This window comes from Sulfitobacter noctilucicola (genome assembly GCF_000622385.1).
In the GTDB taxonomy this organism is placed as follows: domain Bacteria; phylum Pseudomonadota; class Alphaproteobacteria; order Rhodobacterales; family Rhodobacteraceae; genus Sulfitobacter; species Sulfitobacter noctilucicola.
Window position 1 is genome coordinate 1 of the sequence record NZ_JASD01000008.1, and the last position, 16,934, is coordinate 16,934.

At 57.7% G+C, this 16,934-nt stretch carries 19 protein-coding genes, 1 tRNA gene, 1 pseudogene and 1 other annotated feature; of the genes and pseudogenes, 4 read left to right on the forward strand and 17 right to left on the reverse strand.

All coding sequences use genetic code 11. From position 1 onward, the window contains the following. The 3 genes and pseudogenes from Z946_RS21325 to Z946_RS0103405 all read right to left on the reverse strand — a co-directional run. Window positions 1-655: pseudogene (locus Z946_RS21325) on the reverse strand (IS3 family transposase); the annotation flags it as partial. Continuing rightward, window positions 258-374 (reverse strand) — a sequence feature (AL1L pseudoknot). It overlaps the preceding pseudogene by 117 nt. Then, window positions 615-986 (reverse strand): hypothetical protein, encoded by a 372-nt coding sequence (locus Z946_RS0103400; RefSeq protein ID WP_025054332.1) that lies wholly within the window; start codon window positions 984-986, stop codon window positions 615-617. The gene Z946_RS0103400 and the pseudogene Z946_RS21325, both read right to left, overlap by 41 nt. Window positions 987-989: 3 nt before the next feature. Continuing rightward, a complete protein-coding gene (locus tag Z946_RS0103405) occupies window positions 990-1,412 on the reverse strand; it encodes a helix-turn-helix domain-containing protein (RefSeq protein WP_025054333.1) in 423 nt (140 codons plus the stop codon). 366 nt (window positions 1,413-1,778) lie between these two features. Between Z946_RS0103405 and Z946_RS0103415 the strand changes: the two genes are divergently transcribed. Together Z946_RS0103415 and Z946_RS0103420 are read left to right on the forward strand one after the other, a co-directional pair. Further along, entirely contained in the window at window positions 1,779-2,015 is a 237-nt protein-coding gene (locus tag Z946_RS0103415; protein ID WP_025054335.1) for a hypothetical protein, read from the forward strand. Further along, entirely contained in the window at window positions 2,015-3,115 is a 1,101-nt protein-coding gene (locus tag Z946_RS0103420) for a tyrosine-type recombinase/integrase (RefSeq protein WP_025054336.1), read from the forward strand. The genes Z946_RS0103415 and Z946_RS0103420 overlap by 1 nt, the downstream gene beginning before the upstream one ends. Before the next feature lie 31 nt (window positions 3,116-3,146). On the opposite strand, the gene Z946_RS0103425 is transcribed toward Z946_RS0103420, so the two are convergent. From Z946_RS0103425 to infA, 5 genes are all read right to left on the reverse strand, one after another. Further along, window positions 3,147-3,221 (reverse strand) — tRNA-Phe (locus Z946_RS0103425). Window positions 3,222-3,325: 104 nt separating this feature from the next. Continuing rightward, on the reverse strand, window positions 3,326-3,517 hold the full coding sequence (locus Z946_RS0103430) for a DNA gyrase inhibitor YacG (RefSeq protein ID WP_025054337.1): 192 nt from the start codon (window positions 3,515-3,517) through the stop codon (window positions 3,326-3,328). Continuing rightward, complete coding sequence (locus tag Z946_RS0103435) at window positions 3,514-4,536, reverse strand: ribonuclease E/G (RefSeq protein ID WP_025054338.1); 1,023 nt, start codon at window positions 4,534-4,536, stop codon at window positions 3,514-3,516. The genes Z946_RS0103430 and Z946_RS0103435 overlap by 4 nt, the downstream gene beginning before the upstream one ends. After that, entirely contained in the window at window positions 4,536-5,111 is a 576-nt protein-coding gene (locus Z946_RS0103440) for a Maf family protein (protein WP_025054339.1), read from the reverse strand. The genes Z946_RS0103435 and Z946_RS0103440 overlap by 1 nt, the downstream gene beginning before the upstream one ends. 60 nt (window positions 5,112-5,171) lie before the next feature. After that, window positions 5,172-5,390, reverse strand: coding sequence for a translation initiation factor IF-1 (infA, locus tag Z946_RS0103445; RefSeq protein WP_005978431.1), 219 nt, complete (start codon window positions 5,388-5,390; stop codon window positions 5,172-5,174). Between the two features lie 215 nt (window positions 5,391-5,605). On the opposite strand from infA, the gene Z946_RS0103450 reads away from it, so the two are divergent. Continuing rightward, entirely contained in the window at window positions 5,606-6,298 is a 693-nt protein-coding gene (locus Z946_RS0103450) for an NAD-dependent deacylase (protein ID WP_025054340.1), read from the forward strand. A 37-nt stretch (window positions 6,299-6,335) separates the two neighbouring features. On the opposite strand, the gene Z946_RS0103455 is transcribed toward Z946_RS0103450, so the two are convergent. The 3 genes from Z946_RS0103455 to rpmB all read right to left on the reverse strand — a co-directional run bounded on the left by Z946_RS0103455 (window position 6,336) and on the right by rpmB (window position 7,620). After that, complete coding sequence (locus Z946_RS0103455; RefSeq protein WP_025054341.1) at window positions 6,336-6,830, reverse strand: copper chaperone PCu(A)C; 495 nt, start codon at window positions 6,828-6,830, stop codon at window positions 6,336-6,338. Window positions 6,831-6,869: 39 nt separating this feature from the next. Further along, window positions 6,870-7,217, reverse strand: coding sequence for a hypothetical protein (locus Z946_RS0103460; protein WP_052836071.1), 348 nt, complete (start codon window positions 7,215-7,217; stop codon window positions 6,870-6,872). A gap of 103 nt (window positions 7,218-7,320) precedes the next feature. Next, window positions 7,321-7,620 (reverse strand): 50S ribosomal protein L28, encoded by a 300-nt coding sequence (gene rpmB / locus Z946_RS0103465; protein WP_025054343.1) that lies wholly within the window; start codon window positions 7,618-7,620, stop codon window positions 7,321-7,323. Window positions 7,621-8,015: 395 nt separating this feature from the next. Here rpmB and Z946_RS0103470 point away from each other — a divergent pair, with 395 nt between their 5' ends. Further along, complete coding sequence (locus tag Z946_RS0103470; protein WP_025054344.1) at window positions 8,016-8,708, forward strand: CDP-alcohol phosphatidyltransferase family protein; 693 nt, start codon at window positions 8,016-8,018, stop codon at window positions 8,706-8,708. Here the strand turns inward: Z946_RS0103470 and Z946_RS0103475 are convergent. The 6 genes from Z946_RS0103475 to Z946_RS0103500 form a co-directional block, all read right to left on the reverse strand. Further along, entirely contained in the window at window positions 8,705-9,160 is a 456-nt protein-coding gene (locus Z946_RS0103475) for a methylated-DNA--[protein]-cysteine S-methyltransferase (RefSeq protein ID WP_025054345.1), read from the reverse strand. The two genes, Z946_RS0103470 and Z946_RS0103475, sit on opposite strands and share 4 nt — an antisense overlap. A gap of 100 nt (window positions 9,161-9,260) precedes the next feature. Beyond that, window positions 9,261-12,236: an isoleucine--tRNA ligase gene (gene ileS / locus Z946_RS0103480; protein ID WP_025054346.1), complete on the reverse strand. Its 2,976-nt coding sequence runs from the start codon at window positions 12,234-12,236 to the stop codon at window positions 9,261-9,263. Between the two features lie 204 nt (window positions 12,237-12,440). Continuing rightward, a complete protein-coding gene (locus Z946_RS0103485) occupies window positions 12,441-14,051 on the reverse strand; it encodes an FAD-dependent oxidoreductase (RefSeq protein WP_025054347.1) in 1,611 nt (536 codons plus the stop codon). A 1-nt stretch (window position 14,052) separates the two neighbouring features. After that, window positions 14,053-15,060, reverse strand: coding sequence for a YcjF family protein (locus Z946_RS0103490; RefSeq protein WP_025054348.1), 1,008 nt, complete (start codon window positions 15,058-15,060; stop codon window positions 14,053-14,055). 1 nt (window position 15,061) lies between these two features. Then, window positions 15,062-15,505 carry a GNAT family N-acetyltransferase gene (locus Z946_RS0103495; protein ID WP_052836072.1) on the reverse strand — a complete coding sequence of 148 codons (444 nt, stop codon included), beginning with the start codon at window positions 15,503-15,505 and terminating at the stop codon, window positions 15,062-15,064. Next, the gene (locus Z946_RS0103500; RefSeq protein ID WP_025054350.1) at window positions 15,502-16,917 is read right to left on the reverse strand and encodes a YcjX family GTP-binding protein; all 1,416 of its coding nucleotides are present in this window, start codon (window positions 16,915-16,917) and stop codon (window positions 15,502-15,504) included. The genes Z946_RS0103495 and Z946_RS0103500 overlap by 4 nt, the downstream gene beginning before the upstream one ends. Window positions 16,918-16,934: the final 17 nt, after the last annotated feature.

Genomic DNA, 16,934 nt, shown 5'->3' on the forward strand with positions numbered 1-16,934 from the left:
TCGGGGATCGTCGTTCTGTGTGGCTTGCCTCGAATGATGCCTTGTATATCCATGTCCTTCATCAACCTCGCGACCGTGCAGCGAGCGACATCGAAGCCTTCGCGGCGCAGCTGGTGCCAGACCTTGCGCACGCCGTAGACGCTCCAGTTCTCCTCGAAGACACGCCGGATCTCTGGCCGCAGCGCATCATCCCGGCGCGCGCGATCCGACCGCCGGGTTGGATCGGCCCGCTTGGCCAGATGATCATAATAGGTGGACGGGGCGATCGGCAGCACGTTGCAGATCGGCTCGACCCCGTGCGCATCACGATGCGCGTCGATGAAACCCACCATCACTTCGACCGGCGGTCGAGCTCCGCCAGCGCAAAATAAGCTGACGCCTTGCGAAGGATCTCATTCGCCTGGCGCAGCTCACGGTTCTCGCGTTCCAACGCCTTCATGCGCTCGGCCATCTCGCTGGAGACGCCCGGGCGCTTGCCGCTATTGACCTCGGCCTTCTTGACCCAATCATTCAGGGTCTGGGGCGCACAGCCGATCTTCGCCGCGATCGACATGATCGCTTGCCAACGCGATCCATGCTGCCCCTCATTGTCGAAGACCAGTCGCACTGCGCGTTCACGCACTTCGGGGGAAAATTTGTTCGTTGTCTTGCTCATGATGCTCCATCCTACTCAGGAGTTGGAGCCTCCGGCAAACCCGGCGCGGTTCAATCCGACGGCCAAGATAGACCTCGAGCGTCGCAGCGAGCGCGAAGGCTGGCGACATCAGAACAAGCGCGATCGCAGATAGCGCGAGCAGAAAATTTAAGAGGTCCAAGCCATCTGCGTTCGAGAAGAACACCCGATTGACATAGCAGGGCAGATAGATTGCCGCCGCGATGGTGAAGCTGTGGAACACGGGATTGATGACCCGGGACATATCGTGCTGCACCCGCTCCAAGATGGCCAGTTTTTGCCGCTGCATGTGCGGAATGTCAGAAAGCAACATAGTCTACTCCTTCAGCAATTCGATCCACGTATGAACGTCTTCCATTGGGACTTCTTTTCCATCGGTTAGCGACCGATACCACCTCGCGACAATGGCCCCGCGCTTTTCGCTTTTGATCCTGATGCCTTGTTCGACAAGGAACCGATCAAGCGAGGTTTCAAATTCTTCAAGCGCCTTAATGTCGTGTTCGACACGTGCGGATTTCGTGCCGAGAAGAATCCAATTTACATCGACGCTGAATTTTTCATCGAGTAACACCAACGCCTCAATCGGGAGGCCACGTTCACCCTTTTCATAGCTGTGATAAGCCCGCAGAGAGACACCAATTTCCTTGGCCATGTCCGTCTGAGACAAGCCAGTTTCATTGCGCGTAATCGCAAGCCTGGCCCCGATACCAATGAACATATCAGACGTTTTTTGCGCCACGTGTGGTTCCCAGTTGACGAATATGCATTTTTTAGCAAATATGCAAAAAATGACAAATTAAGGTTCGTTTCGTTATCTGACCACGCAGGATGACTTAAAACAAGCGATTCCGGCCAAGCATAAGCGAAGGAGACTATTTTGGAACAAGAACGTCTGCTTTCACCGAAGCAACTAAGCGAGATCGTTGGTCTCAGCCCTGCGCAAATTCGCGCACTTATGAACGATGGCCGACTGGAGTTCATAGAAATATCCTCGAAGACCAAGCGACTGACTATGAGCGGTTGGGAACGGTTCCAGAGGAACGCGACCAAAGTCAAAAGCTGCGAAAGCGAGAGAACGGCTGCAAACTGACGGGGGACAAAAGCAATGGCTACGACCAATCTCAATATCAGCGTGATCGACAAACGCATGATGAAGCAATCCGAGGCTGCAAGCTATACTGGTTTGCCGGTGAAGCACTTCAAAGTGGCTTGCCCGGTGCGTCCGGTTGAATTGAAGGAGGGTACGCTGCTTTGGGATCGCAAAGACATTGACTTATGGATCGACGGCGTGAAATCCGGCGCAATAACTGAAACGCGGGATGACATCCTGGGCCGCCTCTGATGATCCAAGTGCGTGTAAAAGGGTTCAAGATTTTCAAGGACCGGCATGGAAAAGTGCGCTGCTACCACCGCGCCACTGGCCACAAGATCGACATTGGGAAATCCCCAATCGGTTCTGCAGAGTTCTTTGCAGAGTGCGAAACAATCCGTGCCATTGCGGAGACCCAAAAGGCGAAGGCACCTAAAGCTGGCACCCTTGGCGCACTCGTTCAGACGTATTTCGAAACCGAACACTTTCAGAACCTCGCTGAAGCCACTCGTCGCGATTACCGCAAATGCGCTGATTTCCTTGAGCCGATCAAAGGTACGCCCATCCATGTGATCGACACCCCGCTCGTTTCAGGCATCCATGACAAGGCCGCAAAGAAAATTGGCTGGCGGCGTGCAAATATGGTGCGCACGCTGTTGAGCGAAGTTTTTCGCTACAACATCCCGAAGGGCTTGATAGCCGCCAACTACGCCAAAGACGTGATACCCAAGCGCCGCCCGCGTGATCGAGCTTATGCGAACAGGCCATGGAGCATAGAAGAACGAGATATCGTTCTGCCCCGAGCAAAGCCGCATGTGCGTGTGGCCCTTGCGCTGATGATGAACACTGGCCTTGATCCAACAGACGCGCTCAAACTGCGTAAGGATCAGATTGACGAAGATACGATCTGGGGGGTGCGCGGTAAGACCGGCGAAGAGGTCGCTATCCCGATAAGCCCCACTTTGCAGGCGGCGTTGGACTTGTTTCCCGATCATGAGGCCGAAACGGTTCTTGCCAACTCACGTGGTGAAGCATGGACTTACAACGGCTTTTCAACGGTTTGGCACCGTTTCAAGATCAAGCTTGAGGAGGAAGAAGTGATCGCGCCGGGCCTGACGCTCAAAGGGCTGCGGCACACCGTAGCCACGACACTTCGTGAAGCTGGCCTTGATGAACGCCGCATCGCTGACCTTCTAGGACAGAAGACACCATCTATGGCGCGGCACTATTCCCGCTCGGCAAACCTTGCCGAAAAGAACCGAGAAACAATGGCAACACTGGAAAAAGAAAACGAAAGGCGCGCGAAGATTGTCAAACCTTCGCCGAAAAGCGTCAAACCTGACCAAAGATGAGCGGTAAACTCAATCATATCAGAGAGTTAAATGGTGCCCGGGGGCGGAATCGAACCACCGACACGAGGATTTTCAATCCACTGCTCTACCCCTGAGCTACCCGGGCACGGGATGCCAATTCAATGGCTGGGTCTGGGCGTTCTAGGGGGTTGCGCAGATGGTGTCCAGCCTCTTTTTCAGCCTGTATCGACCTCTTTGAAAACTAAATGATCAATGGGGCTTTATGGGTGCCTGATTGGCCGCTTCTGCTGCGTCAATCGCGGCCTCAATGTCTTCGGGATCGTTTGAAGGTGCGGCGTAAGTGCCGTTGAACCAACGGGCCAGATCGAGGTCTGCACAGCGCTTTGAGCAGAACGGGCGATAGTCAGCGTTTGTCTCGGCCTCGCAGATCGGGCAACTCATCCCAGAACCTCGCTGAGCGATGCCCTCACGCGCTTGCGCTGCAACTCGTAGTGCCCCAGCGGTGTCCATCCAACAAGAGCTGTTTCCACTTCATCCTGCCGAAATGCGGCACGCAGGGTTGTTTCGAACGTCCGGCGGTCCTTCTTTGGCATCGGGGCCAGATCAAGCGTGATTTGCCCGCCAAGGCCGCGCACACGCAGGGCACGGGGCAACGCTTTGGCGCAGGCCATATTGGCTTTCACACCCGCCGCGAGGGACGCGTCGTTACCTGTGTTGACGTCCACGGCAACAAGGGCTCGCGTGGGCTCTACGAACATCGAAGCACCGCCACCCAATCCGACCTTCGCGCCACGCGCTTCCTCCAGCGCATCAAGCACGCCGTGATCATCAAAGCCGCCCGCTTGCGTGACCACATCAGCAGGAGCGGTCCAGTCACGCCAGGCCAGTAAATGAGGCCCGTCACCTTCACTGAGTGTCTCCATCTCGGTTGCTGTGTCCCCCAGGACCCGATCCGCAAGCGCCACCATCGCTTCGATGTCTTCGGCGATCGCCGACCCCTCTGCAGATTGACAGCATGACCGCAGGATCAGGCCGTGCGTCACGCCGTCAGCCGCATCATGGGCAATTTCGAGCAAGCGGTCACGCTCGTCTTCGTTCTTGATGCTGCGGGAAATATTCAGCCCCGGCGCGTCCGGTGTCACGATGACATAGCGGCTTTTGAACAGCAGCTTGGCGGTCACGGGGATCGCCTTGCCCGGTTCGGCATGGCCGCTGACCTGAACGAGGATAGATTTTCCCGGTGCCAATCCTTTGATCTGCCGAAGAAATGCGGAGCCGTCAGGGGTTTTCAGGAACATCCCCCCCTGCCCTTTTACCGGACGGTCGGCGATGGCACGGTAGATGGTACCAGGGCGCGGCGCATCGCTGTCGATCAGCAGATCGTCAAGCTTACCATCAACCATCAGCGCAGCGGCTTCTACCTGCCCCAGATGATCCAAAATGATCGTTCTGCCTTTCATCAGGCACCTCCATAAAGCGGATAACCGGATGCGACCAATAAATTTGCCGTTTCGGCCAAGGGCAATCCGACAATGCCGGTAAAAGATCCGCTGATCCACGGGATTAGGGCTCCGGCTGGACCCTGAATACCGTAACCGCCTGCTTTGCCTTGCCAGTCACCTGTCGCGAGATAGGACTTGATCTCAGGCTCGGACAGAGACTTCATCTTCACAGAGCTTTGCACATCGCGCTCCAGGATACGGTCACCGGATTTCACTGCCACCGACGTAATGACCTTGTGGCGGCGGCCGGACATCAAGCGCAGGAATGCTTCGGCCTCGGCCTCGTTTTCCGGCTTGCCCAGAATGCGACGTCCCAGAGCAACTGTTGTGTCCGCACAAAGTACGATATCAGACGGCTCTGCCGGTACCGCTGCCACTTTCTCACGTGCCATACGCGCGCAATAAGGACGCGGCAATTCAGCTTTGTGAGGTGTCTCGTCAATATCGGGTGCACGCACGGCATCGGGCACAACGCCAATCTGCGCCAAAAGCTCAAGCCGGCGCGGCGAGCCTGATCCGAGAATGAATGCCATTTCAGCTCCCCGCGGCCCGTGCCTTCGCACAGGCCTCAAGCCGTTTGCACCTAAAGCGTGCTATTTGAAACGGTAGTTGATCCGACCTTTTGTCAGATCGTAAGGCGTCATTTCGACTTGTACTTTGTCGCCTGCCAGAACGCGGATGCGGTTCTTGCGCATCTTGCCTGCCGTATGCGCGATGATCTCATGGCCGTTTTCCAGCTCGACCCGAAACGTCGCGTTAGGCAGGAGTTCCTTAACGACACCGGGAAATTCGAGCGTATCTTCCTTGGCCATGGTCTCTCCTAAATAGACTCACCCCGATTTCGGGGCCTCGCGCTTAAATGAGCGCATCCGCACCTTTTTTCAAGGGCTATTCAGCGTAAAGTCACATGTGTTGCGGGGGTTTGACCCTAATCTACGTCTTGCGGTGGCACCTCGTTGCTCGACAGCCACCATTGCAAGCGCCGCCGTGTTTTGCCATCACTGGACCTCAACCAGAGGAAAACGCCATGACAAAGATTGTGATCCTTACCGGCGCGGGCATATCAGCCGAAAGCGGGATCGAAACCTTTCGCGCCGAAGACGGGCTTTGGGCGCAGCACCGCGTCGAGGACGTTGCAACGCCCGAAGGGTTCGCACGCGATCCCGAAACTGTTGTAAATTTCTATAATGACCGCCGCGCCCAAGCGGCGGGTGTTGAACCGAACGCAGCGCACCGTGCATTAGCCCAGCTTGAGGCGCAGCACGGAGGTGAAGTAGTCGTTATCACTCAAAACGTGGACGATTTGCATGAACGCGGTGGCACCCAAAAGCTCTACCATATGCATGGCTATCTGAATGGCGCGCTCTGTGCGACCTGTGACTATCGCTGGGCGGCCCCGATGAAAATGGCGGCAGGCGACGCTTGCCCCGAATGCGCTACCCCTGCAGCGCGTCCCGATATCGTCTGGTTCGGAGAGATGCCTTATGACATGGACACGCTGTTCCAACATTTGGGCGAAGCAGACATTTTCGCTGCGATTGGCACATCCGGCAACGTTTATCCCGCCGCCGGTTTTGTAGCTGAGGCCCGCCGTGGCGGCGCCCACACGATCGAGTTCAATCTGGAACCCTCTGCTGTGGGTAATCAGTTTGAAGAACACCGCACCGGCCCTGCTTCCCAAACCGTAACAGAATGGGTCGCAGAGCTTTTAAAACGGTAAGGGCCAAAGGCGCTGGTTAACGGCCTTTGGCATCTGTTTAACTGTCGTCTGACTTGTGCATGGTGGAGTGGCCCATCGCACCATGCTCAGGCTTGCGCTCGTGATCGACAGGGATGGTCACTTCCATTTCGCCAGCCTTCTCAAAGGTCAGCGTGACGGCGAGTTCTTCGCCCTGCACCAGCGGAGACGTCAGCCCCATCAGCATCACATGATCCCCGCCCCGTTCTAGAACATGCATGCCGCCGGCAGGCACAGGGATACCGCCCTCGATTTCTGTCATTTTCATGACACCGTTGGCGTCTTCGATGTGTGTGTGCAGCTCAACCCGCTTGGCCACATCCGTTGATGCCCCAATCAAACGGTCGTCCGTGTCACCATGGTTCATCAACGTCATAAAGGCGGCACCCGTGACAGATGTCGCCATAGAACTGCGTACATAGGGGTCTTTGACCATGATGTCGCCAGCAAAGAGGGAAGTGGCAGTCAGTGACAGCGCTGTGGCTGCCACGGCAAAAAGGCTTGTTCGTTTCATTTTTGGTATCCTGGTTTGAATGTTGGTCTTTTGATGTTTTCAAACCGGATACGGTGGCGCACGTGGCTCCGGAATACGACGGTGCGGTCCGAGAACCTGTAACGCGGTCAAGAGCGTTACCGCATCCAGATTAACGATGCGCGAAGGGACCAAGACACGCGGTGCCGCAACATCCGCGATCATGTGGATTACGCAATCAGGGCAGAGATGGGGGGCCTGCGTAGGCGCACCATCAGCATCCGTATAGACGGTGACGGTTTCCGCGCCGATGCATATCACCATCTGGCCCGTCGCATCCGCGGAACCGCGGGCGACAGCCATTGCCTGACTTGTCAAGGCCACCATCAGGACGAGGGCCAAAGATATGATCGAACGGATTCCCATCATCGGGTAGATAGCCCGCGCAGTACCGCATTACGAGGGGCTGAAACGCCGCAACCCCGAACATTGCTGTCCGGGGTTGCAGAAAACTAACGGTGTGACGCCGAGCTTAGGTCAGCGCGTCCGCTGTTGAAGAGGACTTTGCAATCGCCTTCTTGATCTTCAATGCATTGGCGGACAGCTCTGTGTCTTTCGCTTTTGCCAAGAACTTGTCCAGACCACCACGGTGATCAACAGAACGCAAAGCATGCGCAGAGATGCGCAGCTTGAACGAACGGCCCAGAGTTTCGGACTGAAGCGTTGTGTCGTTCAGGTTCGGCAGAAAGCGACGACGCGTCTTGTTGTTCGCGTGGCTTACATTGTTGCCCGTCATCGGGCCTTTTCCGGTCAATTCGCAGACGCGTGACATGGGTTCATCCTTTTGCTTTAGTGGTGTGGCAACGCATTCCCGCAGCGACACATAAAAGAGGCCGCGCAATGCGACCTCGAAAACTTGTTCGCTGGCTTTAGTGGGAATCGGCTAAGGGGTCAAGCGGTAGTCACCCCGAAGCGGGCGATAGATGCCTACGGTGTGGCGCGGCGCACCTTAGCAGTACCGCGCAACAGCGAATTTGCGCTTGAGGCCTATGCTCGCTGCCCTACTCCGCTATCTGCAAATTTGACTTCCGGCAATCGCCAACCCGCAACCCAGCGCACATTATTTCCGATCACGCCACTCCACGTAAAGCTCACCTAGCAGCGCCAAAATCGTCCAACACCCCATTCCCCCTTTCATCCCATCACCAGATTTGCGACACCTTTGCCATGACCATTCAAATGCGCGCCCTCTTTGTCCATCTCTTCACCGCCACAGGTGCTGTCTTTGCCATGCTGGCGATGCTTGCCGCTGTGGATGGCAAATGGGACCTGATGTTCCTCTGGCTTGTTGTTGCGTTCTTTGTCGACGGCATCGATGGCCCGCTGGCGCGCAGATATGATGTCAAAACCAATGCGCCACAGTTTGACGGCGTGCTTTTGGACCTGATCATCGACTACCTGACGTATGTCTTCATTCCCGCCTTTGCCCTGTTCAAATCGGGCCTGATGGACGGGTGGAGCGGTTGGGTGATGATCATTGTCGTTACCTTCGCCTCTGCCATGTATTTCTGCGATACACGCATGAAAACAAAAGACAATTCGTTCTGGGGATTCCCGGGATGCTTTAACATGCTGGTGCTGGTGCTTTTCGCGCTGTCGCCGGCGTGGTGGATCTGCCTGATCGTCGTGACCGTGCTGTCCATTACGATGTTCCTGCCGGTCAAGTTTGTGCATCCCGTGCGCACAGAGCGTTGGCGCGTTGTTACGCTGCCGATGGCACTGGCGTGGGTGTGCTTTGCGGGCTGGGCAGCATGGGTTGGCTTTCACCCTGAAAGCTGGGCGCACTTCGGTCTTGTATTGACTTCGATCTATCTGGTGGGGGCTGGTGCTGTGCAACAGCTGACTGAACCCAAGGACTAGATCAAGAGGCCCGCCGCGCCTTCGTGCCGCAAAAGCGCTACCTTCGTCTCTACCCCGCCGCGCCCCGAAAACCCCGTCAAACCTTTTGCGCCCATGACACGGTGGCATGGAATGATCACCGGGATCGGATTGCCGCCACAGGCCTGCCCGACCGCTTGCGCAGGCACTCCAAGCTCTTTCGCGATATCGCCGTAGGTCTTGGTGTATCCGAAGGGGATCGCTGACATAACGCGGCACACGTCGCGCTGGAAAGCAGAGCCCGCGACCTCCAGCGGCAAATCGAAGGTTTCCAATGCTCCCGAGCCATAGGCAGAAAGCTGGCGCGTTGCTTCGTCCAGCAAGGCAGAGCTGGCCTGATCCTCGGCCCAGAACCAGTCAAGCGCGACAATTGCATCATCCCGTTCTGTTACGGTGAGATCGCCAAAGGGCGTATGGACAGACTGTTGTTTCATAAAAAAAGACTGCGCGTATTTCCGCGCAGTCTCAATCCGTTTCTTGCGTCAACGACGAACCAAAGCGTCACCTTAGTTAAGGTGGACGCCCCATCCACGTTTAGCTGACTGCTGCGTCACAGCGACCACAAACGCCGGGGTGCGCGTGCGTACCCACATCCGGCAGTACTTTCCAGCAACGGGCGCATTTCTCGCCCTCGGCCAAAGCAAAGGATACGGCCACACCTTCCACTTCAGGCATGCGGAAGGCATCTGCGGGGGCCGCGTCGCCACTAACGGTGATGTCCGACGTGATGCTCACATCCTCGAACGACACCGATTCCAACGCTGCGCGCTGTTCCGCATCCTCGATATAGACCACTGGTGCGGCTTCGAGAGAGGCACCAATCACCTTCTCGACACGCTGCACTTCCAGTGCTGACGTCACAACCCGCCGTGCAGCGCGGACCTTGGCCCATTTCGCCGCCAGTTCAGGGTTTAACCACTCTGACGGTGTCTCGGGCATGTCCGTGAGGTGAACGGAGCTGTCATCACCGGGATACCGCTCCAACCAGACCTCTTCCATGGTAAAGACCAATACAGGCGCGAGCCATGTCGTCAGGCGGTGGAACAAGATGTCCAGCACTGTACGCGCAGCGCGACGACGCTCGGTGTCGCCGTCACAATACAAGGCATCCTTGCGGATATCGAAATAGAATGCGCTCAGATCAACGGTAGCAAAGGTGAACACCGCCTGAAACACACCCTGGAAATCAAACCGTGCATAACCTTCGCGCACGACCTTATCCAACTCCGCAAGACGGTGAAGAACAAGACGCTCAAGCTCCGGCATATCCGCAGGGTCGACACGGTCAGCCTCTGAAAAATCGCTGAGCGAGCCCAGCATATAGCGCATCGTGTTGCGTAAGCGGCGATAGCTGTCCGCGACCCCTTTCAGGATCTCGTCCCCGATCCGCTGGTCCTGTGTATAATCGGTCTGTGCCACCCAAAGGCGCAGGATATCCGCACCGTATTGCTGCACGATCTTTTCCGGCACAATGGTATTGCCGATGGACTTGGACATCTTCATGCCCTTCGCATCCAGCGTAAATCCATGTGTCACCACGTTGCGGTAAGGGGCATGGCCGGTGGTACCAACAGACTGCAACAGCGACGAATGGAACCAGCCGCGGTGCTGGTCAGTGCCCTCCATATAGACATCCGCAATCCCGTCTTCGGTACCATCCTCACGGTCACGCAGAGTGAACGCATGGGTCGAACCGGAATCAAACCACACATCCAGAATGTCTGTGACCTGATCATAGTCGTCAGGGTTCACGATACCGCCAAGGAATCGCTCTTTCGCGCCGTCCTCGTACCAAGCATCGGCACCTTCGACTTCAAACGCCTCAACAATGCGCGCGTTCACGTCCGGATGACGCAGCAGGAAATCCGGATCGGTCGGCAGCACGCCTTTGCGCGTGAAGCACGTCAGCGGAACACCCCATGCGCGTTGACGCGACAATACCCAGTCGGGCCGCGCTTCCATCATCGCATGCAGGCGGTTGCGCCCGGACTTTGGCGTCCAGTTCACATTGTCAATCTCGGTCAGCGCCCGCTCTCGGATCGTCTTTCCGTGTTCATCCAGCCCATCACCCACGACCTTGTCGATCGCCGCAAACCACTGCGGCGTGTTGCGATAGATCACCGGTGCCTTGGAGCGCCATGAATGCGGATAGCTGTGCTTGATCTTGCCACGTGCCAGCAGCCCGCCGACCTCGACCAGCTTCTCGATCACAGCGGCGTTTGCATTGCCTTCCTTGCCATTCGGCTTGAGGATCGCCTTACCGCCAAAGAACGGCAGATCGTCGCGGTAACGGCCATCGGGGTTCACGTTATAGGTGATCACCTGCTCCAACATGCCCAGATCACGGTAGAGGTCGTACTCCTCAAGACCGTGGGAAGGCGCGCAATGCACAAAGCCCGTCCCTTCGGTGTCAGTGACAAACTCGGCAGCGCGGAAATCGCGCAGATCGTCCCATTCGCCGTTGCCACCTTCGGCACCGGCCAGCGGGTGCTTCAGCGCCAAACCGGCCAGTTCATCCGCCGTTAAATCACGCACACGGGTCCACATATCGTCTTCCAGACGGGCACGGCCAAATACGTCAGCCGCCAGATTGTCAGCCAAGAGAAAGCGGTCACCCGCAGCGGCCCAACATTCATCCGGCGTCGATGTCACTTCATAAAGGCCATAAGAAATGCCGGCACCATAAACGACAGCTTTGTTTGACGGCATGGTCCAAGGCGTCGTCGTCCAGATCACAACAGACGCACCCTTGAGATCAGACGCAAGCACCCGCTGGTTCCCGCCATCGAAATCACCGGCTTCATCCAGGGGCATTTCTGCGGCACCGGCCTCAACAACCTCGAACTTCACCCAGATCGTAAAGCTGTCCTTGTCGTGATACTCCACCTCGGCCTCGGCCAGTGCGGTCTGCTCCACCGGCGACCACATCACAGGTTTAGAGCCCTGATATAGCGTGCCGTTCATCAGAAATTTCATGAATTCTTCTGCGATCACCCGCTCAGCGTGAAAATCCATCGTAAGGTACGGATCGGCCCAGTTGCCCTGCACTCCAAGGCGTTTAAATTCCTCGCGCTGCACATCAACCCAGCCTGCGGCAAAGTTGCGACACTCTGCGCGGAATTCGTTGATCGGCACCTCATCCTTGTCGCGGCCCTTTTTGCGGTACTGTTCTTCGATCTTCCACTCGATCGGCAGACCGTGGCAATCCCACCCCGGGATATAGCGCGCATCGCGTCCCATCATCTGGTGGCTGCGTACGATCATGTCCTTGATGGTCTTGTTCAGTGCGTGACCGATATGCAGATGCCCGTTGGCGTAGGGCGGTCCGTCATGCAGCGTAAAAGGCTCACGCCCCTCTTTCTCGCGCAGGCGATCATAAACACCGATTTTTTCCCAACGGGCGAGCCAGTCGGGTTCGCGCTTGGGCAGGCCCGCGCGCATCGGGAAATCGGTCTTGGGCAGGTTCAGCGTGGATTTATAGTCGAGTGTTTCAGGTGTATCGGCGCACATGTCAGGCGTCCTTCGAATAAAGTCTGGAATTGGGATGGTTCATATGGTGCGAATGGCTCAAACACCTCTGCCCGGCGTCTCAGTTAATCAGAGCGCCGGGGATATAATTCGAATAATGATGAAGCGAGGCTGCGTCATAGGCTGCTTATAGGCTTGGGGTCGCGGGCCGACAAGCCCCTCCTACCTGCGCAAAGCCTTGACCCGTCAGTCATGCACATGCGCCCAGACAGCAGACATCACAACCGACCCTTCTCCGACACCCGAGGCCACCCGCTTGACCGATCCGGACCTCACATCGCCTACGGCAAAGACGCCCGCGCGCGAGGTCTCGTACTGTGAGCGACCACCAACGTCCCGCCCGGTCGGGACAAACCCTTTGTCGTCCAGATCTACCAGACCGGACAACCACTGCGTATTGGGTGCTGCACCAACCATCACGAACAGTGCGGCTATCTCCAGCAGCGTCGTTCCGTCCGGCCCTGAAAGTGTCACAGCCTCAAGCGCCTGCTCTCCCTGAAGCGCGTTTACTTGCGTGCCGGTGTGGATCGTTATTTTTGGATGCGCCTCAAGCCGGCTAAGCAAATAATCGGACATGGAGGAGGCGAGCGCGTCACCGCGCACAAGAACATGCACATGGTGACAGGTCCGCGTCAGATACATCGCCGCTTGTCCGGCGGAGTTACCGCCGCCGATGATCGCCACTTCCGACCCACGGCACCAGCGCGCCTCAACCTCGGTCGCCGCATAGTAAACACCGGCACCTTCCAGTTCTTCGAGCCGGTCGAACGGCATTCTACGGTATTGGACGCCGGTCGCTACGATTAAGCTGCGCGCGGACACAGATTGTCCGTTGTCCAGCGCCACATGGAACCGTTTCTTTTCGCATTGCGTCAGACTTGCAGCGCGGCGCGGCACAGCAAAACGGGTGCCGAATTTCATCGCCTGCACTTCGCCTCTGCCAACCAGATCGCCGCCCGAGATACCCGTGGGAAACCCCATGTAATTTTCGATCCGGCTTGAAGTGCCCGCTTGCCCACCGATTGCCAGATCTTCCACGACCAATGCGCGCAGCCCTTCAGCGCCAGCATAGACCGCCGCTGCCACTCCTGCCGGTCCACCGCCTACGATCACAACATCAAAAAGCTCATTCGAGGAAACTGCAAGGTCCAGACCGATTACCGCCGCAACGGCCTCCGGTGTTGGCGGGTCTATCAGATGACCCTGTCCGAAAATCACTGCTGGTCCGGCAGTCTCCATTCCGCAACCCGCAGCGATCTCGTGGCCTTCATCCGACCCGATCTCAACCTCGCGATACGGAATGCGATTGCGGGCGGCAAAGCTGGCGACACGGCGGATATCTGTGCTGCTCTCTGCCCCTAATAGGGTAAGCGCGGAACCTGATACTTCCAACATCCGTCTGCGCCGCGCAGCCAGAACCGTAACGATGATGTCACTCATCTCGGGCATGTCCGACATCAGGCGCAGCATATCATCGCGCGGCACACAGAGAATTTCACTGTCCACCACGGCCCTCGCCCCCGCAAGCGACTTGCCGCCTGACAAAAACTGTAAATCACCGAAGAACTGGCGGGGACCTAGTGTGTCGCTCCCCATACGTTCGTTCGTGCGCGGATCTACGGGTTCAAGCTCGCCTGACAAAACGAAATGAAACTGGTCCGTTGCAGCACCGGGTTCTTGTACAATGGCACCGGCCTTTTTCAACGAGACAAGGCCAACTTTCCGCATCGCCTCAATATGCACGTCTTCTAACGGGGTCCGCACCATCGTCTTGAGGTCGGCTGCAAAGCTCTCCATCTCAGCTCTCCTTGCCGCGACTGAACAGACCGCTCAGTGCGTTTTTTATGATGCTGCGCACTTTGGGCCTCCGCTCGGGACCAAAGGGCATCGGGCGGCACACTTCCATCGCCGCCACGCCTACCCGCGCGGTCAGGGCACCGTTCACCAAACCCTCGCCGAAACGGCGGCTCAGCTTGCCAATAATCGTACCGCCCAGAACAGGCTCCAACAGATCATCCCCCACTGCGACCGCGCCTGTGGCGACCATGTGGCTCAACACTGCACGGGTCAGTCGCCACGACCCGAAAAAGCCCGAACGTCCGCCGTACACTTCGGCCACGCGGCGGATCATCCGCAAATTCGCCGTAAGTGCAGCCGCCACATCTGCCAGCGCCAATGGTACTAATGCCGTTACGGTGGCAACCTGACGCGCCGCGGCTTCGACTTCGCGACTTGCGGCTTTATCAAGCGGGCCAAGCAATTCCTTCTCGGCCAATGATAACAGGCCCACGGGATCCAACTGATCCCCGCGCAGCTCTGCCAACCTGTCGCGCCCCCAACGGGTATCTTCGCGCCCCTGATAAAGGCTGACCAGTCTGTCCGTGACGCGCCGTGCCTCGCCCAAGTCATGTGCGGCCAAGGCAGCAGTTGCCGCATGACGTAAACCGTCGAGCCGTGACAACCGTCCGAAAGCAGCCGCTTCGCGCAGGGCAAGCAAGCCCAGAACGAGCAGGAACATGGCCAGCAGGCCCGTCATCGCCCAACCCAACACCGGATAGCGCGTTATCAAGTCAGTCACAAAGCGCCACGCCGCAATGGACACCATCGCCCCGACAAGCGTTCCTGCCAAAGCCCAGAATAGCCGTACCAGTCGCGACGGCTTGCGTGCCGCAAGGGTGGCTGCAACCTGCATGGCCTGCCCCCGCGGTCCGGGAATATCAATATCCGGCACAGGGGGCGCTTCGGCCACCTGAGGCGCCGGAGCATGCTCGTTCTCAAGATCGAAAAGTACCGGTCCTTTGGACATCTCAGGTCGCCCCCCGCTGCCATTCATATCGGATATCGGGGAGCTGTTCGTCGGTTGTTGCACCGTCGGTTCGGGCAACCTCGACAAAGCCGTGACGCAAATAGAACGCATGCGCCCGAGTGTTTGCCTGAAACGTCCATAATTTCAGATTGTCATGCGCCGCCTTCAGCTTCTCCAACAACAGGCCACCCACGCCCTGCCCCCGCATCCCTGACGCGACATAGAGCGCGTCCAGATCGCCAGCGTTGCACGCGCTGAAAGCGACAACGCGATCTTCGGTCTCCGCCACCGTGACCCAGCCACGATCAATCATTGCACCCGCATGCGCCACATCTTCGGCCCCCGTGTGAAGCTTTGGCAGCCACGCCGTACCTTCTGCAAATTCGGTCAGGATCGCGCCGACCGTGCCTGCATCTGTTGAATGAGCGGGGCGCAAACGGATCACAGCCTGTCTCCGATCAGGAATTCCGCTGCACGATCCAACCTGATGTGCGGCGGTCCGTCACCCGGCCTGAGCGCCAGCGGAGCAGGCGCAAACCGCATCACCTGATAATCCTGATCCAACCACTTTTCGGCACCCGCCCGTGCAGGGCTAAGCAGATGTGCAGGATCCTCAGGCAGATCGCCGGGATAGAACGCCGCCTCTTTGCCTGTCTCCAATAAAGTGCCGCGCACGACGTCGAGCGGCGTGCCGTCGTGCTCCATCACAGCTTCGGTTGTGGCACGAAGCGACGCGATGGCCATCGCGGCTGTGCCTGCACCGGCGTATTGTGCACGATCTCGTGCCTCACGGGTCAGGGCTTCCATGATCGCGCTGAGTTTACTGTGCTGGGTGTGATGGAGATGGTCGGCTTTGGTCGCAGCGAAAAGAATTTTTTCCACACGCTTGCCGCCCAGCAGCCCCCGAAGAAAGGAATTTTTGCCCGGCCGAAACGCTTTGAGCGTTTCACCCATCGCGTGCCGCAGATCATCCACGGCCTGCGGTCCCTGATTGATGGCACCCAGCGCATCGACCAGCACCACCTGCCGGTCTATGCGGGCAAAGTGATCCCGAAAGAACGGCTGCACCACGCGGGACTTATACGCCTCAAACCGGCGGGCCATCTCGCGGTGCAAACTACCTCGTGTTGATGCCCCTTCGGTTGGCACCGGCGCAAAGGTTAGCACAGGCGATCCGGCAAGATCACCGGGCAGAAGAAAACGCCCCGGCGTGCAGTCGGAAAACCCTTCGGCACGTGCCGCACCCAAATAGGCCGCAAAGCGCGTTGCAAGCTCCTGAGCGAGGGTTTCATCATGTTTATCTTCTGCCTCAACATCACGCGCCAACTCCATGAATTTTTGAGCTGAATCGCGATTGTTAATCCTTGTTAAGGTTTCATTCGACCACTGTTCGTAGGATTGCTCCAGCAGACCCAGATCAAGCAGCCATTCGCCCGGGTAGTCGACAATATCCAGATGGATCGTGCGCGGCCCCTGCAGGCCGGATAGCAGACCATTGGGGCGCACCTTTAACGATAACCGCAGCTCCGAGATCGCACGCGTGCTGTCAGGCCAATGCGGCGTCTGACCGGTGAGAGCCGCCAGATGTTTCTCATACTCGAACCGCGGCAACGTATCATTGGGCTGTGGCTGCAAGAACGCAGCTTCAATCCGCCCCTCGCTGGCAGCAACAAGGCCCGGCATCCGCCCCCGATCAAGCAGGTTTGCAACCAGTGACGTGATGAACACGGTCTTGCCCGATCTGGCAAGGCCGGTCACACCCAACCGGATCACCGGCTCGAACAGGGTCTCCGACACAGTATCCTGCACCGCCTCTACCTGTCGCCAGATGCCGTCCGCAATTCGTGAAATACCCAAAAACCCAAACCCGTCAT